Genomic DNA, 17,558 nt, shown 5'->3' with positions numbered 1-17,558 from the left:
CAGGGTCGGGTTGTATACATAAGGATATGTTTTGAGTCTGTCAGGAAACTGTCAGTTAAGAATTCAGATTACCTTGCTCGGGATCAGTCCGGTGGTCGAATTCAATCAGATGTTATCTGTTCCCTAAAACTGGGTTCTATTTACAATTATGTCATATCTTGCACGTTTCATCTCAGTCTCACTGGGATTGGTCTTGCTGTTTCTGTTCTGCGCGGGAGGTACGTGCGACTCCCTTTATGCCCAGTCAGCTCAACCGGAAACTAACAGTCAACAGCCCGGTAGCGAGCGAAAAAACGAAGCACCCCTGATTCCAGACAAGTCGGCGCAACCCCCGGTAAGTGGTAACGTCGTCGTTCCTCAGCCGCCCGACGGCGAATTCAAACAGAACATCAATGGTACTGCAAAGCGGGATGTCTATATTAAAGGCGAAGATGGTCAGTATTTTCCTCTGCCCAATCTCAGCCTGGATCAGATTCTGGAGTATCTCAAGCAGAAGCAGGATACCCAGGTCGAACGCTCGCCCGCTTATGCTGTCTCTTCCATTTCACTCGATGGAACGATCAAAGAGGACCGGGCCGTTCTCGATGTGCGGATCGTAGTGTTGATCAATGAAGAAAAACAGTGGATTCGGGTCCCCATCAAACTGAATGAATCGATCTTTCTCAAAACCAGTTACAAGGGGGAGGGGGAATCGAGCCCGGGAGGCTTTAATCGAACCGAAGGTTATCTCTGGTGGTTCCAGGGTAAAGGCACACACGAACTGAATCTGACCGTGAGCGTCTCACTCAAGCAGCAACTTCCTTCCCGGCGTCTGCAACTCGTACTGCCACAGACGGCAGTCAGTAATTTAAAGCTGACCATTCCGCTGCCCCAGGTCAGCCTGGAAGTACCAACGGGTGTGGCGGTTTCTAAAAAAGCAATCTCAAACGATCAGAGTCTGGTGGAAATGTTCGGGCTGGGTGATCAGCTGGATCTTTCATGGCAGCCCATTCCCGACGAGAAGAAAGTCGAAACGGTTCTGCAGGCAGAGACACGTCTGACGACCGATTTTACTTCCGACTCAGTACTGCTCAATGCTTCCCAATCGATCAAAGCGTTGACGGGCAGCTTTCAGACCGTGCAGGTCAAATTGCCTCAGTCATTCCGGCTGCTGGATGTGAAGTGCGAAGGTTATAAGAGTCATCAGCTGCTCAAGGATAACGTTGTCGATGTTTCATTGATCGAACCGACGGTCGGACCCATCGAATTGCAGTGGACACTGGAGCGGGATTTTCCCGAAGACAAGGGCGAATTTCTGATTGACGGATTTGAAGTCAGTCGCGCCAAGCGTCAGACCGGATTGATTGATATCCAGACTCTGGACGGCTACCGGATTTTCCGTACAGAAGGTCAGAATCGATCTGTCTATCAGATTAAAGCAAACCAGAAAGATCTGGACAGCTCCTATCGCTTTCTAAACCAGCCATTTCAGCTGCCTTTAAATATCGAACGCGTCAAACCCTATTTTTCCGCCCGGCCATTTTATCTGGTGCAGATGTTTGGTAACCGAGCCGAACTGGAAGCACGCGTGCAGATCAATGTCTTCCAGGGGGCCCTGGATCGGGTGACTCTGAACTGGCAGGATCGAGTGAAAGAGGGGTGGGAACTGGAACTCATGCAGGAACCATCGTTAACGGAAGCGATTGAGATAGATCCCTCGCAGCCGGGGCGCATCAACATCAACCTCCTGAAACGATCCAAGGGTGAGTTTGAAATTACATTCCGCGCGCGTCGTCCCGTCATTGCGGACCAGGAGCCGTTCAACTTTACTCTGCCGGAAATCAAAGCACCCAGCCTGTCTCCGACTTCACTGGTCCTCGTGAATGATACCAACGTTGTGACAGATCTGACTCCTTCTCCTAAAACCCAGGTACTCACCACTCCGGTCGCGCAGGGAGGACAGTTTACGCTGCCCGTCGAAGTCATGAACCTGCGTAAAAGTGAATATCAGATTCAACCGGGTGTCAACGAGTTCTCGGCTGTCGTTTCGATTCACAATCAGGAGATTACGGCTACCAGTTCTGCACTGCTGGAAATCGAAAGTGCGGAGATGCGGGTGGAACAGGACATCCAGTATCTGATTGAATATGAACCACTGTCTGAGATCAGATTACGCGTGCCTCTGGCATTAAAAAATCGAGTCAATTTCTATCTGGATAATGAACAGAATCCGCTGGTACCAACCTGGACTTCTGATGAAACCGATCTCGTGCAAAATGCCCGGCTCTCTTTGCGCAGCAAAAAACTGGGGCCTGTGAAAATCACGGCGGTCTATTTATTGCCGCAAAAATCTCCCAATGAACTCCACGTACCACTGATTCGTTCAGACGACGTTCCGTTTTCCGAGAGCCAGTTTGAACTCTCTCTGATGGATGATGAAGATGCCCAGTATCTGGAGATTGAAAGCCTGGATGCCGCCTGGCAGCAGCAGCTGGCGATGAATAATAACGCTTTCTGGAGAGCCGTCGATCCCAAGGCGGATATCAGCCTCAAACTGAATAAAAATGAGTCCGGCTCACTGTTTGCCTATTCGATCAGTCAGGCCTGGATTCAGTGCAGCCTGGATTTGACAGGTTCCTACCAGGCGCGGGCACAGTATGAATTTCCGGTTTCTCCCAGAACGTTAACCTTCCGCATGCCGGAAGATGCTGCAATCAAGATCGATGACATCTGGTGGAATGACCAGCGTGTGACCGGCAGTCTGCAGCAGGGGAAGACTCAGGAGTATCAGCTCATCCTCCCTGCTCCCAAAGAAAAAGAAAATGATCAGAATATCCTGACCATCGACTACGGTTCCACAAAACATCAGCGCGATTCACAGTTTCAACCAATGACGGTAGCAGCCGCTGAATTCGCGGACAATCTGTGGATTGAAAAGACGATGTGGAAAATCAGCCTGCCTAACAATCAGCATTTATTTACGATTCCTGTCGGATACACGCCTCAGTTTCGCTGGGAAAATCAGGGAGTCTTCTGGTCTCGACAGTTTTACGGCCAGGACGAATTGCCGGTGGCACTCAAGAATTCGCCTCCGCAGTCCGACGAATTTCTGGGCGTGAACGACTATCAGTTCTATCGTCTGGGACCGGCAACAACGATGCAGTTTCGGGCATTGTCGCGTTCCATGATCGTTTTCATCGGGGCTGGAACGGCTTTACTGCTGGGTTTCATTTTAATGAGCATCTCCGCACTCCGCAGTGCGCTGGTTCTGCTGCTGATGGTGACTGCCGTCTCGGCTGTCGCGCTCTGGTACACCGCTCCCGTAGAAGTCCTGCTGCAACCTGCTGTATTTGGATTACTGCTGGCAGTTGTGGCAGCGATGATCAATGGAACCTCCAGGAAGCGTCGCGAATCGAAACTGTTGACGATGTCTGCACCCAGCGATTTTATTCCGCCACCGTCAATTGCAGAGCGGATTCGACCTTCGGAAGTCGATCCTGAAGATATCACCGCGGTCCGGCCCGGTTCTGAAGTGGTTGAAAAACCCGTTTCGTCGTCAGAAGCCGGGGCGAATCGATGAAGGGGAAACGACGTACCAGCTGTTTCCGGAATGTACTGGTCTACGGATTCTGCATCTCCTGGCTCTGCAGTCTGCTCCAGCCAGCAGTCGTCTCAGCCGCAGACAATCCGGTCTGGGAGCTGTCACCCACGCTGCGAATCGAAGAAACCAGTGTTTCCGGCAGTGATACTTCCAGCTGGCCTGAAGGAAACTGGTTTCCCGTTCCACTCAAAAAATATCAGCTCCTGAAAAAGGCGGCGCTACTCAAGAAAAACACGCCACCCAATTCCTGGATCCAGGAGGCAACCTATGCTGCTACGCTCCAGGGGGATCAACTGGTTGACGGAGAACTGAAGTATGTCATGCACTGTTCCCGTAATGAGCCTGGTTTTATCGATCTTTCCAAATTGAATCTGGCGGTACACGAATTGAAATGGGGGAACCAGGATGCTGTCTGGGGGCTGGCTCCCGATCAGAAATCTCTTCTGCTGGTTGATCATTTCGGGGAAGCACTCACTGGGAAATGGAGTCTCAAAGGACGTCAGCTTCCTCAAAGAACCGAATTTGTATTTCAGTTACCAGAGACCGTCGTCTCTCGCGTCGAGCTGAAACTGCCACGAGGCATGTTTTTAACAACATCGGTCGGCTATGTGACAGGTCCCCGTCAGATCAAAGATTCGAAATACGATCTCTGGCAGGTCGAACTGGGCGGACAGTCTCAGTTTCAGGCGATCATTCACCAGGCAGAAAAACTCAAAAACAGACCAACTCAAATTCTCTATCACCAGTTTGCCCAGGCGGGTATTCGTGAAGACGGGTTACGCCTGAGGGAAGATTTCCAGATTGAGGTGCTCAACACACCCGTCCAGAAACTGGTGTTTTCGGCTCCTGCTGAATACGACATTTACTCAGTCACACTGGGGAATGATCTGGCGCTCCCTTTTGAAATCAAAAAGTCCAAAGATAAAACTCTGATGACCGTCGATTTGATCGATCCGCTGATTGGCATCGGTCGTCCCTTGTCCGTTCGTGCGCTGGCGTCGCCATCGCTGGATTCGGCGATCACCATTCCCAGGCTCAAACTGCAGCAGGCACATTTTCTTGGTGGTACGATTCATCTCGATATTACTTCACCTCTGGAAACGCATGCGCTCAGTTTCACGGACTTGAGGCAGACGGGGGTGCTGATTCAGGAAGAGCAGGGGGAAGCCTATGACTTCAAGCAGTATGCCCCCGATGCCAGACTGGTCTATCGTCTGGCATTGCCGGACTTGAATCTTTCAGCACGCGTTCACAGTCTGATCCAGGTGGAAGAGAAAGCCTGGAAACTGACTTCTCGGATTCACTGGTCGTCTGCGGCAGGTTCGACGTACCGGCTGGAATCGATGATTCCTTCAGGCTGGGAAATTACCCAGGTCAGCAGTCCGGCTGAGACACAGTCCGCTGCTATTTTATGGGATGTTGAACAAGCTGATAAACAGCAGAAGTTGAGTATTCGCTTACCCGTATCCGTGTCTCCCGAATCTCCTTTTACTCTGGAAATCCAGGCGCGCCGACTGGTGCCGGTATCCAATCGTCAGATTGAGCTTTCGGGTATCAGGCCGCTGGGGTGCAGCAGCGTTGATCGAATTCTGGAACTGTCGGCACCGAAGCAGTTAGCTTTACAGTTTGATCCTGATAAAGAAGTGGAAGATCTGACTGCCAGCGAATTACCTAAAAACTGGAAGTTTCCCGCAGGCCTGCAGGAAAACTCCCGGTTCTATCATCTCTCTCCCTACTCCGGAGCCCGCTGGGGAAGCCTCAGGTTATCCAGCACAGAACAGACATTTCAGGTGAATGCGAGCACGTACCTGGCCCTGAATGATGACCTGATTCAGGAAAATTACATCCTGAATTGCGTGCCACCGGCCAGGGGAATTCAACGTGTTATGGTTTATCTGACTGAAGAGGGAAACCCGCTGGAATGGACTTTGCCTTCTGACAGCAACCTGCAGGCAAAACTCAAAATTCAGAAATTACCTGTTTCCGAACATCAAAAGTGGTACCTTCCCAATCTGGGAGAACTGTGGGAACTTTCCTTCCCGGCTCCTGTCTTTAAAGAGCTCGAGATCCGAGGCGAACGGACCAGACCATTTCTAAAGACAGTCCGGGCTTCATTGGTCTATGCACCTCAGGCACAGCCTTTTCAGGGAATCGTGCGGGTACTGAATTCCAATGAACTCAATTTAAGAATGAAGACAGAAGGGCTCCTGCTCCCACCAGACATCAAGGACAGATCCGGTTTTCCCCGCAACCAGCGCAATTATGAATGGGAATATCAACAACCGCTGGGGGCATTGACCATAACCCGTTCTTCTGAAATGCCGGAAAACAGTCTGGATCAGGGAACGGCTACCGTCAAAATTCATTCCCGGTTCGGGCACGGCAACGGAGAGCCGGATGTGCATGAAGCTGCGATCTCACTCGATCTCTCCAAAACATTTGATGATAAATTTCTCTTTCGTTTTCCAGGACAGGTAAAGCTGATTTCGACAACCGTCAATGGACGACGAATTACTCCGGTGGAAGCTGAGAAGCAGTTTCTGATTCCCCTGTTTGACCAGTTGGACTCTTATCAGATAACGATACAGTATCAGACCAGTTCCAGCTCTGACTTTCTGACAACGACACGACAGGTTCCGTTTCCTCAAATCAGCCAGCGGGTCCTGGAAACTGAATGGAAGTTTGTGCTGCCTGCAGGAACGCACCTGGTGGATGGCCCACGCAATATGGTTTTGCAGCAGGCGCTACCTGAAGAATCCCTCACCCGCCGTTTTCTAGGCGTCCTGGGAAAACCAAATCAAGATCAGGGCTTCAATCGAACAGAGTGGAATGCCATTGTTTTATTTCCTGTAAAGTCAGGTGTTCTTGAAATTGCCAACGCTGGGAATGTCCGCCTTTTTTCCTGGATCGTCCTGCTGCTGACGCTAACCGCTGGTCTGCTGCTGCGAGTCGGGGATGTAAAGGGACGCGATAAACTATGTATTATGGGAATTCTGATTTCCGTAATCCTCTCATGGGTCTTTCCTTTTGCCTGGGCTGAAATCTCCGGCAGCTGTCTGGCAGGGATTTTGATTGTTCTGCTGATTCCCCGCCGGTTTCTCAGGCAGGAAGTCCCCCGACAGATTGAAGATGAAAGTACCAAAGCCTATCAGCATTCCGTATCCTCACTTTCCATTCCAGCACGCATGCTGCTGGCTGGTTTGCTGGGGATCACGGCCACAGGTTATGCGCAAACTTCACCAGTGACCAGTTTATCCACAGGCGGAAATCAGATGGCGGCGGTTCGGACTGAATATGTTCTGTTACCTGACAGTGCCCGCGTTGGTTCAGAATCGTTCGCATATATGACACCAGCTTTACTGCAGACACTGGAAGAATTTGTTGCGGAGCCTGAGCAGCCAGATTACCTGCTTACTTCCGCCGAGTATGCAGGGGAGATCCGTGACAATCAGTTACTGACAGTCAAGGCAGACTTCCGGGTGAAAATTCCCATTGCTAAAACGTCCTCAACCATTCAACTGCCCATCAATGGGGGGAACCTCAGCGGACCGGATTCCTGTCGCGTTGATGGTAAAGTGGTGCCGGTATTACTGGCTGCAGATGGTAAGAGTATCCTCGTGAATGTCAGTAATCAGTTGGGTGAAATTCCCCCTGTCTCTGCAGATCAAAACGAATCTGTTGAGGCACGGAAACCTGTTTTCGAGTATTCGTATCAGGATCATCACATTGAACTGATCCTGCATCCTGCGGTCAAACTCAGTGCTGGCAGTGGTCAGTTCGAACTTTCGATTCCTGCGCTGTCCACGAATTATTTCTCGTTTGACTTCCATGATGCGGTTCAACTGGTCGAGCTTTCCGAAAGTACAGGCAGCTCACGATATCAGCTGTCGGGACAGAAGCACTTTTCGACCTATCTGAAAGAAAATACGCAGCTGAAGGTGAAATGGTTTACGGGTCAAAGTTCGGAAGTCAGTCCTCTCAATCTCGAAGCAGCGATCCTCATCAACGCGGACGTTTCTTCCTCAATGACACGCCTGGATGCACAGGTGAAATACAATGTTCTGAATGGAAAAGTAGATTATCTTTCCTGGAAGCTGCCTGCTGGCATGATTGTCCGCAGTGTGAGCTCACCTGGTGTTTCGGTCATTCCAGCATTGCATCCCACAGCCGATCGTAAATATGAAGATCTGCTGCTGGAATTATCAGAGTCCAAATCAGGTGAATTTATCATCAATGCCGTTTTCGAATTTCCTTCTGATGATTCCCTGAAAGAAGTCACGATTCCACCGGTTTATTTCGGATCGGATAATATTGATTCACAGAATGTAACGATCAAAATTACCTCGCAGCAGATTGGTGTCAGGACCGGACCGGAATTCGAAGTGGAACAGACGGGAGTTTTGCCGGACGGGGTGACTTCGATCTCTGCTAAAACGCCGGGGCGGCAGCCAGAGGATAATATTTTGAAGTCAGCGACGCTGCTGTTTCAGATGAATCAGCCCGCTCCCATTTCTCTCGTTCTGAAAGCGAAAAACCCGGATCGCTCTGCCCGAATCAACCAGTCCCTGGTCATTAATCAGAAGAGTATCGACTGGACCTTTTCGGCAGAATTGCGTATCAGTCAGGCACCTGCATTTCGGCACGTCCTCACCGTACCGGCTGCGCTCCGCATCGAATCCCTTTCTGTGAAAGAAGAGGATGTGGAACGCCTGGCACACTGGCATCGTGCCGGGAATCAGATCACTCTGTTCCTGAAAAACAAAACATCAGGATTACAGGATCTGACGTTGAAGGGATGGTTGCCCGTTCGCAGTATGGGGGATCTGAAAATACCGGGGATCCAGATCGATCAGACGAAAATTGAAGATTCTCAGCTGACTCTTTATCAGAAACCTCAAATAGAAGTCAAATTAACCTCACCCGATTTTCGTCGGGTGCAGGGAGATACGGCCCAGCCGGTTTCGGTTGAGCATCTTACTGCCGTTGGTCGTTTTCAGGCGATCGATTCCAAGAGTGATGTGATCGATCTTTCTATCAAACCACACAATATGCTGATCACCGTAGATTCGCTGACAATGGTGGATTCGCTCGAAGACCAGAGAATTGAGGTCACACAGACTTTACGGTTTTCGATCCCCGATCAGGAAATGCCGATCACGATGCTCATTCCAAAAGAGTATGCTGAGAACTATTCCATTGACGGCATGCCTTTTGAAATGTCGGGTCAATCCCCAGATGGATCTCTGCTGGTTCATTTACAGCCACCAGACTCAAGAACAAAAGAAAAAATTATTTCTGTAAGAGCGACACTGTTGAAACCGGCTCATGAACTGACCATTGCTCCTGTCACTCTGGAAAATGCCAAACTTCAGAAGCAGTACCTGTTGTTATCCTCTCAGCTGGATTTTCAGCTGGCTGATAAAAAGAAACGAAAGACAATTCAGCCGGATAAGGTTCCGGACTGGGTTCAGGCACGCTGTGACATCTCTCCCGATTTCAGTCAGGAACGCGTTTATCTTACCGGTAACAAACCCTGGAAATTGATTTCGACGTTGAGCGACACTGATGTCGCAAGTGAAGAGTTCATTCCTTACATGGAATCAGAAATCATCTTAAGTAATCCGGAAGTGATTCATGGTCTGACTCAGATGAAACTGTTTAACCAGACCAGTCGCTCTCTCGAAATAAAATGGCCTGCAAAGACGAAGTTAATGGCCGTACTGGTCAATGGTGAAAATGATACTTCAATTGAACAGAAAGACGGAACCTTATCGATTCCGTTGAACGGGGGCCCTAAATTTTATGAGCTGACTCTCTTCTGGGAGTCATATCAGATCGATCACGAATATTTTCTGGAAAAGGCCTGGTTGCAGGTACCACAACCTGTAAACTTTCCGCTGACTCATAATTTAATTCAGATTATTTCCTCGAATCACCATCGGACATTTCTCTCCCAGGAGGTTACTGCCTTTTCCTACTTTGCAGATCAGCTGGAAGCAGAACTGAAAATCGCAGAGGTCGAACTCGAACTGGCCGACCAGAGTAATGTTTCGCAACCTGTCTGGCAGGCCATTCTAAAATCGCTGAAGCAGCTGGAAACGATTGTGGCCGATCCCGATCTGAACCGGCAGGGAATCAGCGAGACGTTGAATCGTTTTGCAGCCTTAAAGGATCGCGTGTTTGTGTTCAAGCAATATGTCAGATCTGGTGACGATGATATTTTACCGACGCCTTCCTTTTTCGCTCAGTTTCAACAGAAACTAAAGCCGGTAGGTCAAAAGAAGGTGCATTACTTTGCCAGGAAGGGGCCCTTCGAACCCGAAGAAGAAACGCTCTCTGCCTGGGTAATTCCTGACCTTTATCTGAATCTGCTGCTGGCGCTGGTCGGCCTGCTGATATTGCTCCCGATCCTGGGAAAAATCATACAATCGCGGTCTGCCGACTGGCTCAATACACACCCTGCGTTTGCTCTGTTATCTCTGGGGCTGATGTGGATTCTGTTTCTCTCGCCGGAATTGATCGGGATGATTATCATCGCCGTTTCCGTAGTCATGGCTGTCAGGCAGAAACAGGATCTGTCGACTTTAGAACAACAGTCAGTGATGAACAGTTCTACCGGTCATGAGTAAGCTCATATCTTCTGGGAACTGAGACTGCCTGATATCCATGGCAACTGTCTGATGACATTGGCTGATGATTAAATCCGGTCCAGGCTGTCTGCCCAGCGACCGATGATCTCCAGAGTCGATCTCTCCAGATACTGTTCCGCGGGATTCTCGATTTTGATTAATTCGAAGACGGTGGGATAATTCATCTCTCGAATCGCTTCAATTTTGGGCTGCAGTAACTGATTCAGCGGGTTGGCAGCATTCAGGACGAACAGCATGCTTAATGGATAGTCAGGATCTGTTTCCGGTGGTTTATTTTTGAGCGACGCTTCGGAAACGGCAACGCCACGAAACAGGTCCCGATATTTAAAAGCCAGGTCAAACGCAAATTCACTGCCATCGCTATGGCTGAGAAGAAAGATGCGCGTCTGATCGATCTGGTATCGCTTCTGCATTAATTCAACCACTTCTTTGACGAATTCCGTCTCATCCCGGTTCCAGCGGATGATATCCTGAGCGGTGGGACCCACGATGATAATTCCGCGTTGTTCACAGATACTCTTCCATTCTTTGAAGATGGTCGATTCCATGGTATTTCCCGGGGGGTGAATCCAGACCATTAACCCGTATTCAAAATCGGGATTGTAATTCTCCGGAACATAAGCCCAGAAAGTCGACTCAGAACCGGGGAGTTCTTCTTTGAGGTGTCCCGTTTTAATCTTCTCTTTCTGGTTTTCTGCAGCAGTGCGGGACGGAAGTGCCTGTGTAGGCAGTTCCGCTTCCACCGTATTGGGAGTGGACTGTAATTTGACTTTGACGGTCTGCTCTTTTTTGTCCCGTGAAATCAAGAGCTCTGCTGTCTCCCCCGGACGTAAATGATTTACCAGCAGAGCCAGCGCGCCGGGATCAGCAACTTTCTGCTGGTTGAATTCCAGTATCCGATCCTGTGGTTTGAGGCCGGCTTCCGCTGCCGCTGATTTCGAAAACACAAACCGGATGCCAACGCCTGCTTCAACCTCATCGATGGAAGCCCGTTGCGGCAGAATCCCCAGGAATCCCGATTCGAACGGGACCAGTTTTTCTACCATGGTGGCTTTAAAAGAGAGGGGATCAGCGGAGCCTTCCCGCTTCACCACGAGGCTGACGGTATCACCCGCATACTTATTCATCAGTACCTGTTTTACCTCTGAATGCATGGCGACGGCTTTGCCATCCAGTTGAGTAATGGTGTCTCCTGTTTTAACACCTGCTTCCTGGGCCGGGCTTCCGTAGCGAACACGGTCAAGCTTCATGTCGGTGGACAGATCCCCCTGGCCGGTTAACGTGATTCCCAACAGGCCTGGATAAAGATCTTTACCCGTATTCAGACGGGGAATGATTTTGAGAACATCCGACATGGGAATGGCAAACCCGATCCCCGAGTCATACCATTCCACGCCCGCCGTTTCCGCCGACGCACCGGGAGAGAGCGGGACCAGAATCCCCATCACGCGCCCATTGATGTCTACCAGCGGGCCGCCATAATTGACGGGAGAAATCTTCGCATCGGTCTGAATCGCTTTGCCCCAGATCCGCTCGAGTGCACTCACGATGCCCACAGAGATGCTGGGTTGATCCAGATCAAAGGTGCGTCCCAGAGCAATCGACCACATGCCGACCTGGATTTCATTCTCCGGAATCGCGAGCGGTACCGGCAGGTTCTGCGCATCAATTTTCAGCAGCGTCAGCATTTTCAGATGGTCCGTGGCGACATTCTGAGCTGGAAAACGACGACCGTCGGGTAACGTCACCAGGATGGAAGAGGGGCTGCCGATAAAATTAAAGGCGCTGGATATAATCAGTCCGTCACGGCTGACAACGACTCCGGAGGTCGGGCCGGTACCTGTGATGAGCTTACCGACGCGATCCTGTCCCCCGACAGTTTCAATCCTGACAATCGAGGGGTTAACGAAAGCGGCAGCCTGTTTAAAAGCGCGTTCTTCCAGAATTTCCAGATTGGGAGCCGGAGACTGTGCCGGGAGTAAATTCAGCGGACCAGACAATACCAGCCCCAATGTCAGTAAACGGAAAAAGTTGCTCATATTAGTTTCGATACAGAAAATGTTATTTCTTCTAATGTTATTTTTTCTCAGGAGGAACCTGTAGTTCGATCGAGATGAGTTGATTGTTACGGCGAACGACCAGACGCAGTAAATCGCCAGGTTCAAGTTGTCCCAGCTCAGTATTCAGAGTTTTGCAGGATTTGATCAGTTCATCGTTCACAAATACGACAAGATCGTCTGGCTGCAATCCCGCTTTGGCGACCAGTGAGCCAGGCAGAACCCTGTCGACATAAGCGGGAGTTCGATAGAGTACATCCGGCACCATCACCAGTCCGAAGTCGACCGGACGGTAACGTTGAGGGGCATCCATTTCGGGTTTCTTCTGATCCTCACTGGAATCAAATTTGCCGGTGATAATCTGCTCGATACTTTTGCTCAACACATCAATGGGCAGCGAATAGTTGACCCAGGTATTTGTTTTGGCATTCCTGACCTGTTTGCCGATCATTCCCAGCAGTTTTCCATCGTAGGTCACCAGTGCACCGCCGGCAGCACCCGGGTTATTCGTGATCGCATCGACGACATAAACATCGCCTGAATACGAAAGTTCGAAGGCACCTCTGCGGCGCGGTAATTCGGTTCGCGCTTCAATAACGCCATGTAGAACTGACACGGGCTCATCACCGGTGGCAACTTTAAACATATTACTGAAGCCCAGGATACGTGTGCCCGGTCCTGCTGTGACTTTTTCTTTATAATCGAAATAGGGCAGGTTGATTTCCCGTTCTGATTTCAATTTGAGTACGGCTAAATCCAGATGCGGTTCTGCCCCTAATACTTCCGCTTCAAACTTCCGACCATCATGCAGGACGACCGACAGCCGATCGGTATCGAGCACGGGGCTCCAGATTGTGGCAATATGCCCTTCAGGAGAGACGAGAAAACCGGTACTGTATCCATACAGGTTCTTCACGCCGCCGGCACCAAAAATTTTGACCAGGCGCGGCAGGGCATACTGGATTGTTGACTGCGAAGAAGCAGAGGCACGATCCGATGCTGACAACAGAAGGCCTGCCAGGCACAGACAGAACAGAACTCGTTTGAATACGTTATTTTGAATCACTGATGATCTACTTTCATCCGCTTTGGTGGCTATTTCTTTGAATTCTCAGGTGTTTCCAGTTTGAGACGTTCTATTTTCAGTTTCATGACAGGTCGGCTGCCATGCCGCACATCCAGTTCACCGGGAAACTTCTGGCCGTTGAGAGACTGGAACTGTTCAAAACGGATTGCACAGACTTCAGAGTTTTCAGTCAGGTAAAAATCGAGTCCCCGTAAAGAGAGATCTGATTTATTGAAATACCAGCGTGAGATCGTACCAGTCTGTGTTGCGACCAGGACATCAACCATTTCGTTGGTCCCGTCCAGTCGTTCGCTGCCGAGATAATAAAAGTCGGTGAATCGTTCAGACTGGCCGGAAAGCAGCAGTCGGAAATGATGTAACGCCGCCAGCAGGCCGCCTGTTCCCGGTGGCTCATCAACGAAGGTGTCTGTTTCCAGCGACTGCAGAAAAATATCCTTGCCAACTTCAAACCCCACACCTTTATCTGCCAGGGTGAGTGTGAAATCGGCCCCGTTTCCCATTTTTCCGGTCAGCGTCCAGGTTCCGGTTCGATCCGAGAAATTACTCGTCGCGTTTAAAGCCTGCAGCAGACGTTCCTGCTGTTGCTGATTAAAATAGTAATTGGCAAAACCGGTTTTCGGAACGTACAGATGCTTATACTTTTCCGGTGGTTCAGGAGCAGCCTTTGCGTGTGGATTTGGCATCGGCAGGCGAGGCTTCTTATCTCCCGGTTCAGGTTCTTTTTCCGGAATCAGCTGTTTCTGTCCTGCCTGTTCCTGCAGTTCCGATGCGGTATGCAGCGCCTGCAGTCTTACGTAGATTGTGTTCTTTTTCTCATCCCTGCGATAAACCAGCGGCAACGTCCAGCCTGCGGGGTAGATACCCAGGATATTTTTGAACTGGTTCACACTGCGGATCGGGCGGCCTGCGAATGAAACAATTTCGTCACCCAGCCTCAAACCTTTTCGGTAGGCGTCCGAGTCTTCCAGGATTTCAGCAATATTGACATTCGCGTCAAAGCCTGTCGTCACGATTGCTCCCAGTGATGCATGGTCGACGATGCGGCCGCTCTTCAGGTGATCCCAGAAATGCTTGATCTGGTTAATGGAAATCGCATACCCGGCACCTGAATTGACGCGGCCCCGTTTTTCAAATGACCCGCGACCGTTGATGCCGATCAGCTCGCCACGATCATTAAACAGGGGACCGCCCGAGTTGCCTGGATTGATTGAGGAATCGACCTGAATACAGTCGGTGTATTCGAGAAAGGTACCAGCTGGATATTGATAACGGTGAACGCCGCTGACAATTCCATAAGTGATCGTCGGTTGGAAATCAGTCGCCAGCAGAAACGGGTTCCCCATGGCATAAGCCCAGTCACCGACCTGAACGGCGTCACTGTCACCCAGTCGGGCAACGGGAAAATCGGTGCGGCCCAACAGCTTGATCAGAGCCACATCACCAGTCGGGTCGATACTGACGATGACGGCATCGTACAGCTTGCCGTCATTCAGCCCACACTTCATGAAGTTGCCGGCTCCCGAAACAACATGAAAGTTGGTCAATGCATATCCGTCAGGCGTGACCAGTACTCCCGAACCTCCGCCATCACCGGCGCCACCAAAAATAGCCACCACGGAGGGAGAGACAGCCTTGATGACATCAATACGCTGTTTCTGAGCCGCCAGCACTGCAGGATCAACAGACGATTCTGCTGAGAACGCAGGCAGAGACATAAGAGCGCAGATGACGAATGGAACACAGATGAAAAATCTCTGCATCAAATTACCTTCAAACTTCAAAGGCTCACTACCAAACCAGTCAGACGGTTTCGGTCGAGTGCCCCTTCACTGATTATTTAATAAAACGTGCTTCACACAGGTCGAGGTGATCGCAGATTTCCAGATTATCTCCAAAATCGACCAGAACATCGAAATTACGCACGCCCCGAACATCCAGATTCAACTCTACCGGAGAATCCGAACTCCGTACATTTCCCGAGTAAAGCGTGCGGCCATCACCTTTAATTTCAACATAGACAAAGCCAATACCTGGTACAGAATCATCAATTCCCATGATCGCGCGAAAATTCCGGTAATCGCCTTTCAGGCGATATTGAAGCAGTGTTTTCGAATGAATGTAGAGCCCACGGGCATATTCTTTTCCGCCGACCCGCAGGGGGCCGCCATCGCGGTGTCTGTCTTTGCGATACTTCCAGACGGTATCGAAGAAAGGCGTGTATTCAATGTTTCCGGGCTCCAGATCAGAGAGATAACGTACCTTTCCCTGACTGAAATCCAGGTTGGCAATCGACTGAGGTGCAAACCGGGCCTGTGTGCCTCCCTGCAGGGTCGCGGCAAATGCAGTTCCATTGAACGTGATGGCAGAGGCATTCAATACTCCCTCATCAGTAAGTCGAATTGCACAGAAGGGGGAGACTTCCGGTGCAGGGGGACGGAAGTAGATTACGCCGAAAACGCGACTGCGATTGACGGAGACTTCGTCCTCTCCGGTGAAAAACTGAATCTTGTCTTCGGTAATCGACCCTACCACGCCATCAATGTAATCGAGTACGTTTTCTTTTTGAACCACGAGCAGATCTTTAGAATTTCCTGAGCTCAGCAGTTTTTCCCAGGAGTCTTGAATGCTCGAATTCAATGCACCAAATCGGATTGAGGCGACATTTTTTGCCGGCAGTATCAGCTCACCGGTCTGATTCCCGCTGACTTTGACCTGGCGATCATTACTTTGCAGAGCCTGGATTGGAAACTTTGAGCCATCCGTCAGTCTGACGGTAAGAGGCAATTCGAGGCTGCGCTGAGACCGGTTTTTGGGGAACCGCATATTCAAAATATTGGAGAGAGGCAAATCTTTTTCTGTCTGTCCTGCTTTGACCTTCGCAACCGTCTGGTTCAATGTCTGCAGACTTCCTGAGGCAGTCGAGCCACTGAGTGAAGTGACTTCAACATCAGGCGCAACAGCAAGCAGAGTGGTCATTGAAACAAAAAACAGAACAGGCATGTAGTCAACTCCAGTACGTCAGCTAAATGAAGTAAGGGCACAAAAGGAAATCAAAGACGCTATTTATCGGAACTGGCTTTCTCGGAGGCCAGCTTCTTAAAATACTTTTCAATCGCTTTACGGTAATGTGAAGGGAAATTACGGTTAATAATATTTTTGGCAGAAGCCTGCTTTTTGGGTGGCAACTGTCCCCAGCCGCCGTTGTTGGATAATTTTTTCTTGTCCACTTCGCCGGGGGCCGTCTCGCCTTTCACGCGGCTTTCATCGGCACCAGCGGCAGGTGTTTTCGAATTGCCTGACCCCGAGCCGGAAGAAGGACTGTTTTTTGACTGGTCTTCCATTTTTTTGATCAGTTTGTCGAGCGAGGCAATGATTTCGTCTTCAACTTTCTGAACTTTTTTGCCGGAATTTCCGAGTTCCAGCCGACGTTCTACATCGCTCATCTTGCGGGAGATTTCATCCAGACTTTCTTCTTTCAGTGAAGCCAGATCAGCCTGCATCAGAATTGCGACCTGAGTAAAGCGTTCCGGTACATCCTGAGTGCGATTTAAAAGTTGATCCAGTGTTTTTTCACAGGCTTCTTTCTGCAACAGATGATGTTCGCAGACGGCTTTGTAAAACAGGAAGCCTGCTGGATCGATCAGAGTTTCCGGGTTAATTGAATTGAAGATTTCCAGTGCCGGGTCAACCAGTCTGAATTGTGTCAGATTGCGGGCGACAAAATATCGCAGATTGGCGGGGTAGAACGTCTCGGCTTTCCCTTCCGTCAAAAATGGAGGGCTGGAAAACTGAGGGACACCGTCTGAAAACTGGTTTGATCGAACCAGATCTGCTGTCTGACGATCAATGGTTGAGAAGATATTGATGGCGATCCCCAGCTTCTCTTCCGCTGCAGACACGGATTCCAGTTTTACCAGTTGACTGGCAACGGCTTTCAGTTGCGCAGGATCTTTCACCTTCTGTTCGGCAACCCAGTTTTCCAACTGCGATTTCAATTCTGCTGATGTCGGAGCAGCATACAGGACCGTTACTTCTTTCTCTTCCTGTTTCTCAACAGGTTCTTTTAAGGGAAGGGGAACGGGAATCGGTGTCTGGGCAAATCCGGATTCTGGTATTATGCAGGTCAAAGCAATCAGGGCAAACGCTGCCTGCTGAAGGAGCATCGATCCTGTGAAGCGAGTTGA

7 protein-coding genes are annotated in these 17,558 nt (G+C 50.0%); 2 read left to right on the top strand and 5 right to left on the bottom strand.

The annotated features are described in order from the left end of the window. Positions 1-148: 148 nt before the first annotated feature. Together ACN0YN_RS08025 and ACN0YN_RS08020 are read left to right on the top strand one after the other, a co-directional pair. A complete protein-coding gene (locus tag ACN0YN_RS08025; protein ID WP_417384485.1) occupies positions 149-3,559 on the top strand; it encodes a hypothetical protein in 3,411 nt (1,136 codons plus the stop codon). Continuing rightward, entirely contained in the window at positions 3,556-10,209 is a 6,654-nt protein-coding gene (locus tag ACN0YN_RS08020; protein ID WP_417384484.1) for a hypothetical protein, read from the top strand. The genes ACN0YN_RS08025 and ACN0YN_RS08020 overlap by 4 nt, the downstream gene beginning before the upstream one ends. Positions 10,210-10,277: 68 nt before the next feature. Here the strand turns inward: ACN0YN_RS08020 and ACN0YN_RS08015 are convergent, their stop codons facing one another. The 5 genes from ACN0YN_RS08015 to ACN0YN_RS07995 all read right to left on the bottom strand — a co-directional run bounded on the left by ACN0YN_RS08015 (position 10,278) and on the right by ACN0YN_RS07995 (position 17,537). Beyond that, positions 10,278-12,269, bottom strand: a complete 1,992-nt coding sequence (locus ACN0YN_RS08015) for a PDZ domain-containing protein (RefSeq protein ID WP_417384483.1) — start codon at positions 12,267-12,269, stop codon at positions 10,278-10,280. Between the two features lie 37 nt (positions 12,270-12,306). Continuing rightward, the gene (locus tag ACN0YN_RS08010; RefSeq protein ID WP_417384482.1) at positions 12,307-13,353 is read right to left on the bottom strand and encodes a S1C family serine protease; all 1,047 of its coding nucleotides are present in this window, start codon (positions 13,351-13,353) and stop codon (positions 12,307-12,309) included. A gap of 29 nt (positions 13,354-13,382) precedes the next feature. Further along, on the bottom strand, positions 13,383-15,134 hold the full coding sequence (locus tag ACN0YN_RS08005; protein ID WP_417384481.1) for a S1C family serine protease: 1,752 nt from the start codon (positions 15,132-15,134) through the stop codon (positions 13,383-13,385). A gap of 73 nt (positions 15,135-15,207) precedes the next feature. Then, entirely contained in the window at positions 15,208-16,374 is a 1,167-nt protein-coding gene (locus ACN0YN_RS08000; RefSeq protein ID WP_417384480.1) for an NPCBM/NEW2 domain-containing protein, read from the bottom strand. Between the two features lie 59 nt (positions 16,375-16,433). Beyond that, positions 16,434-17,537 (bottom strand): hypothetical protein, encoded by a 1,104-nt coding sequence (locus ACN0YN_RS07995; protein WP_417384479.1) that lies wholly within the window; start codon positions 17,535-17,537, stop codon positions 16,434-16,436. Between the last annotated feature and the right edge of the window lie 21 nt (positions 17,538-17,558).

The organism is Gimesia sp. (genome assembly GCF_048260065.1).
Classification (GTDB): Bacteria; Planctomycetota; Planctomycetia; order Planctomycetales; family Planctomycetaceae; genus Gimesia.
The sequence above is the reverse complement of the archived record's forward strand: the minus strand, read 5'-3'. Positions and strand labels throughout refer to the sequence as shown.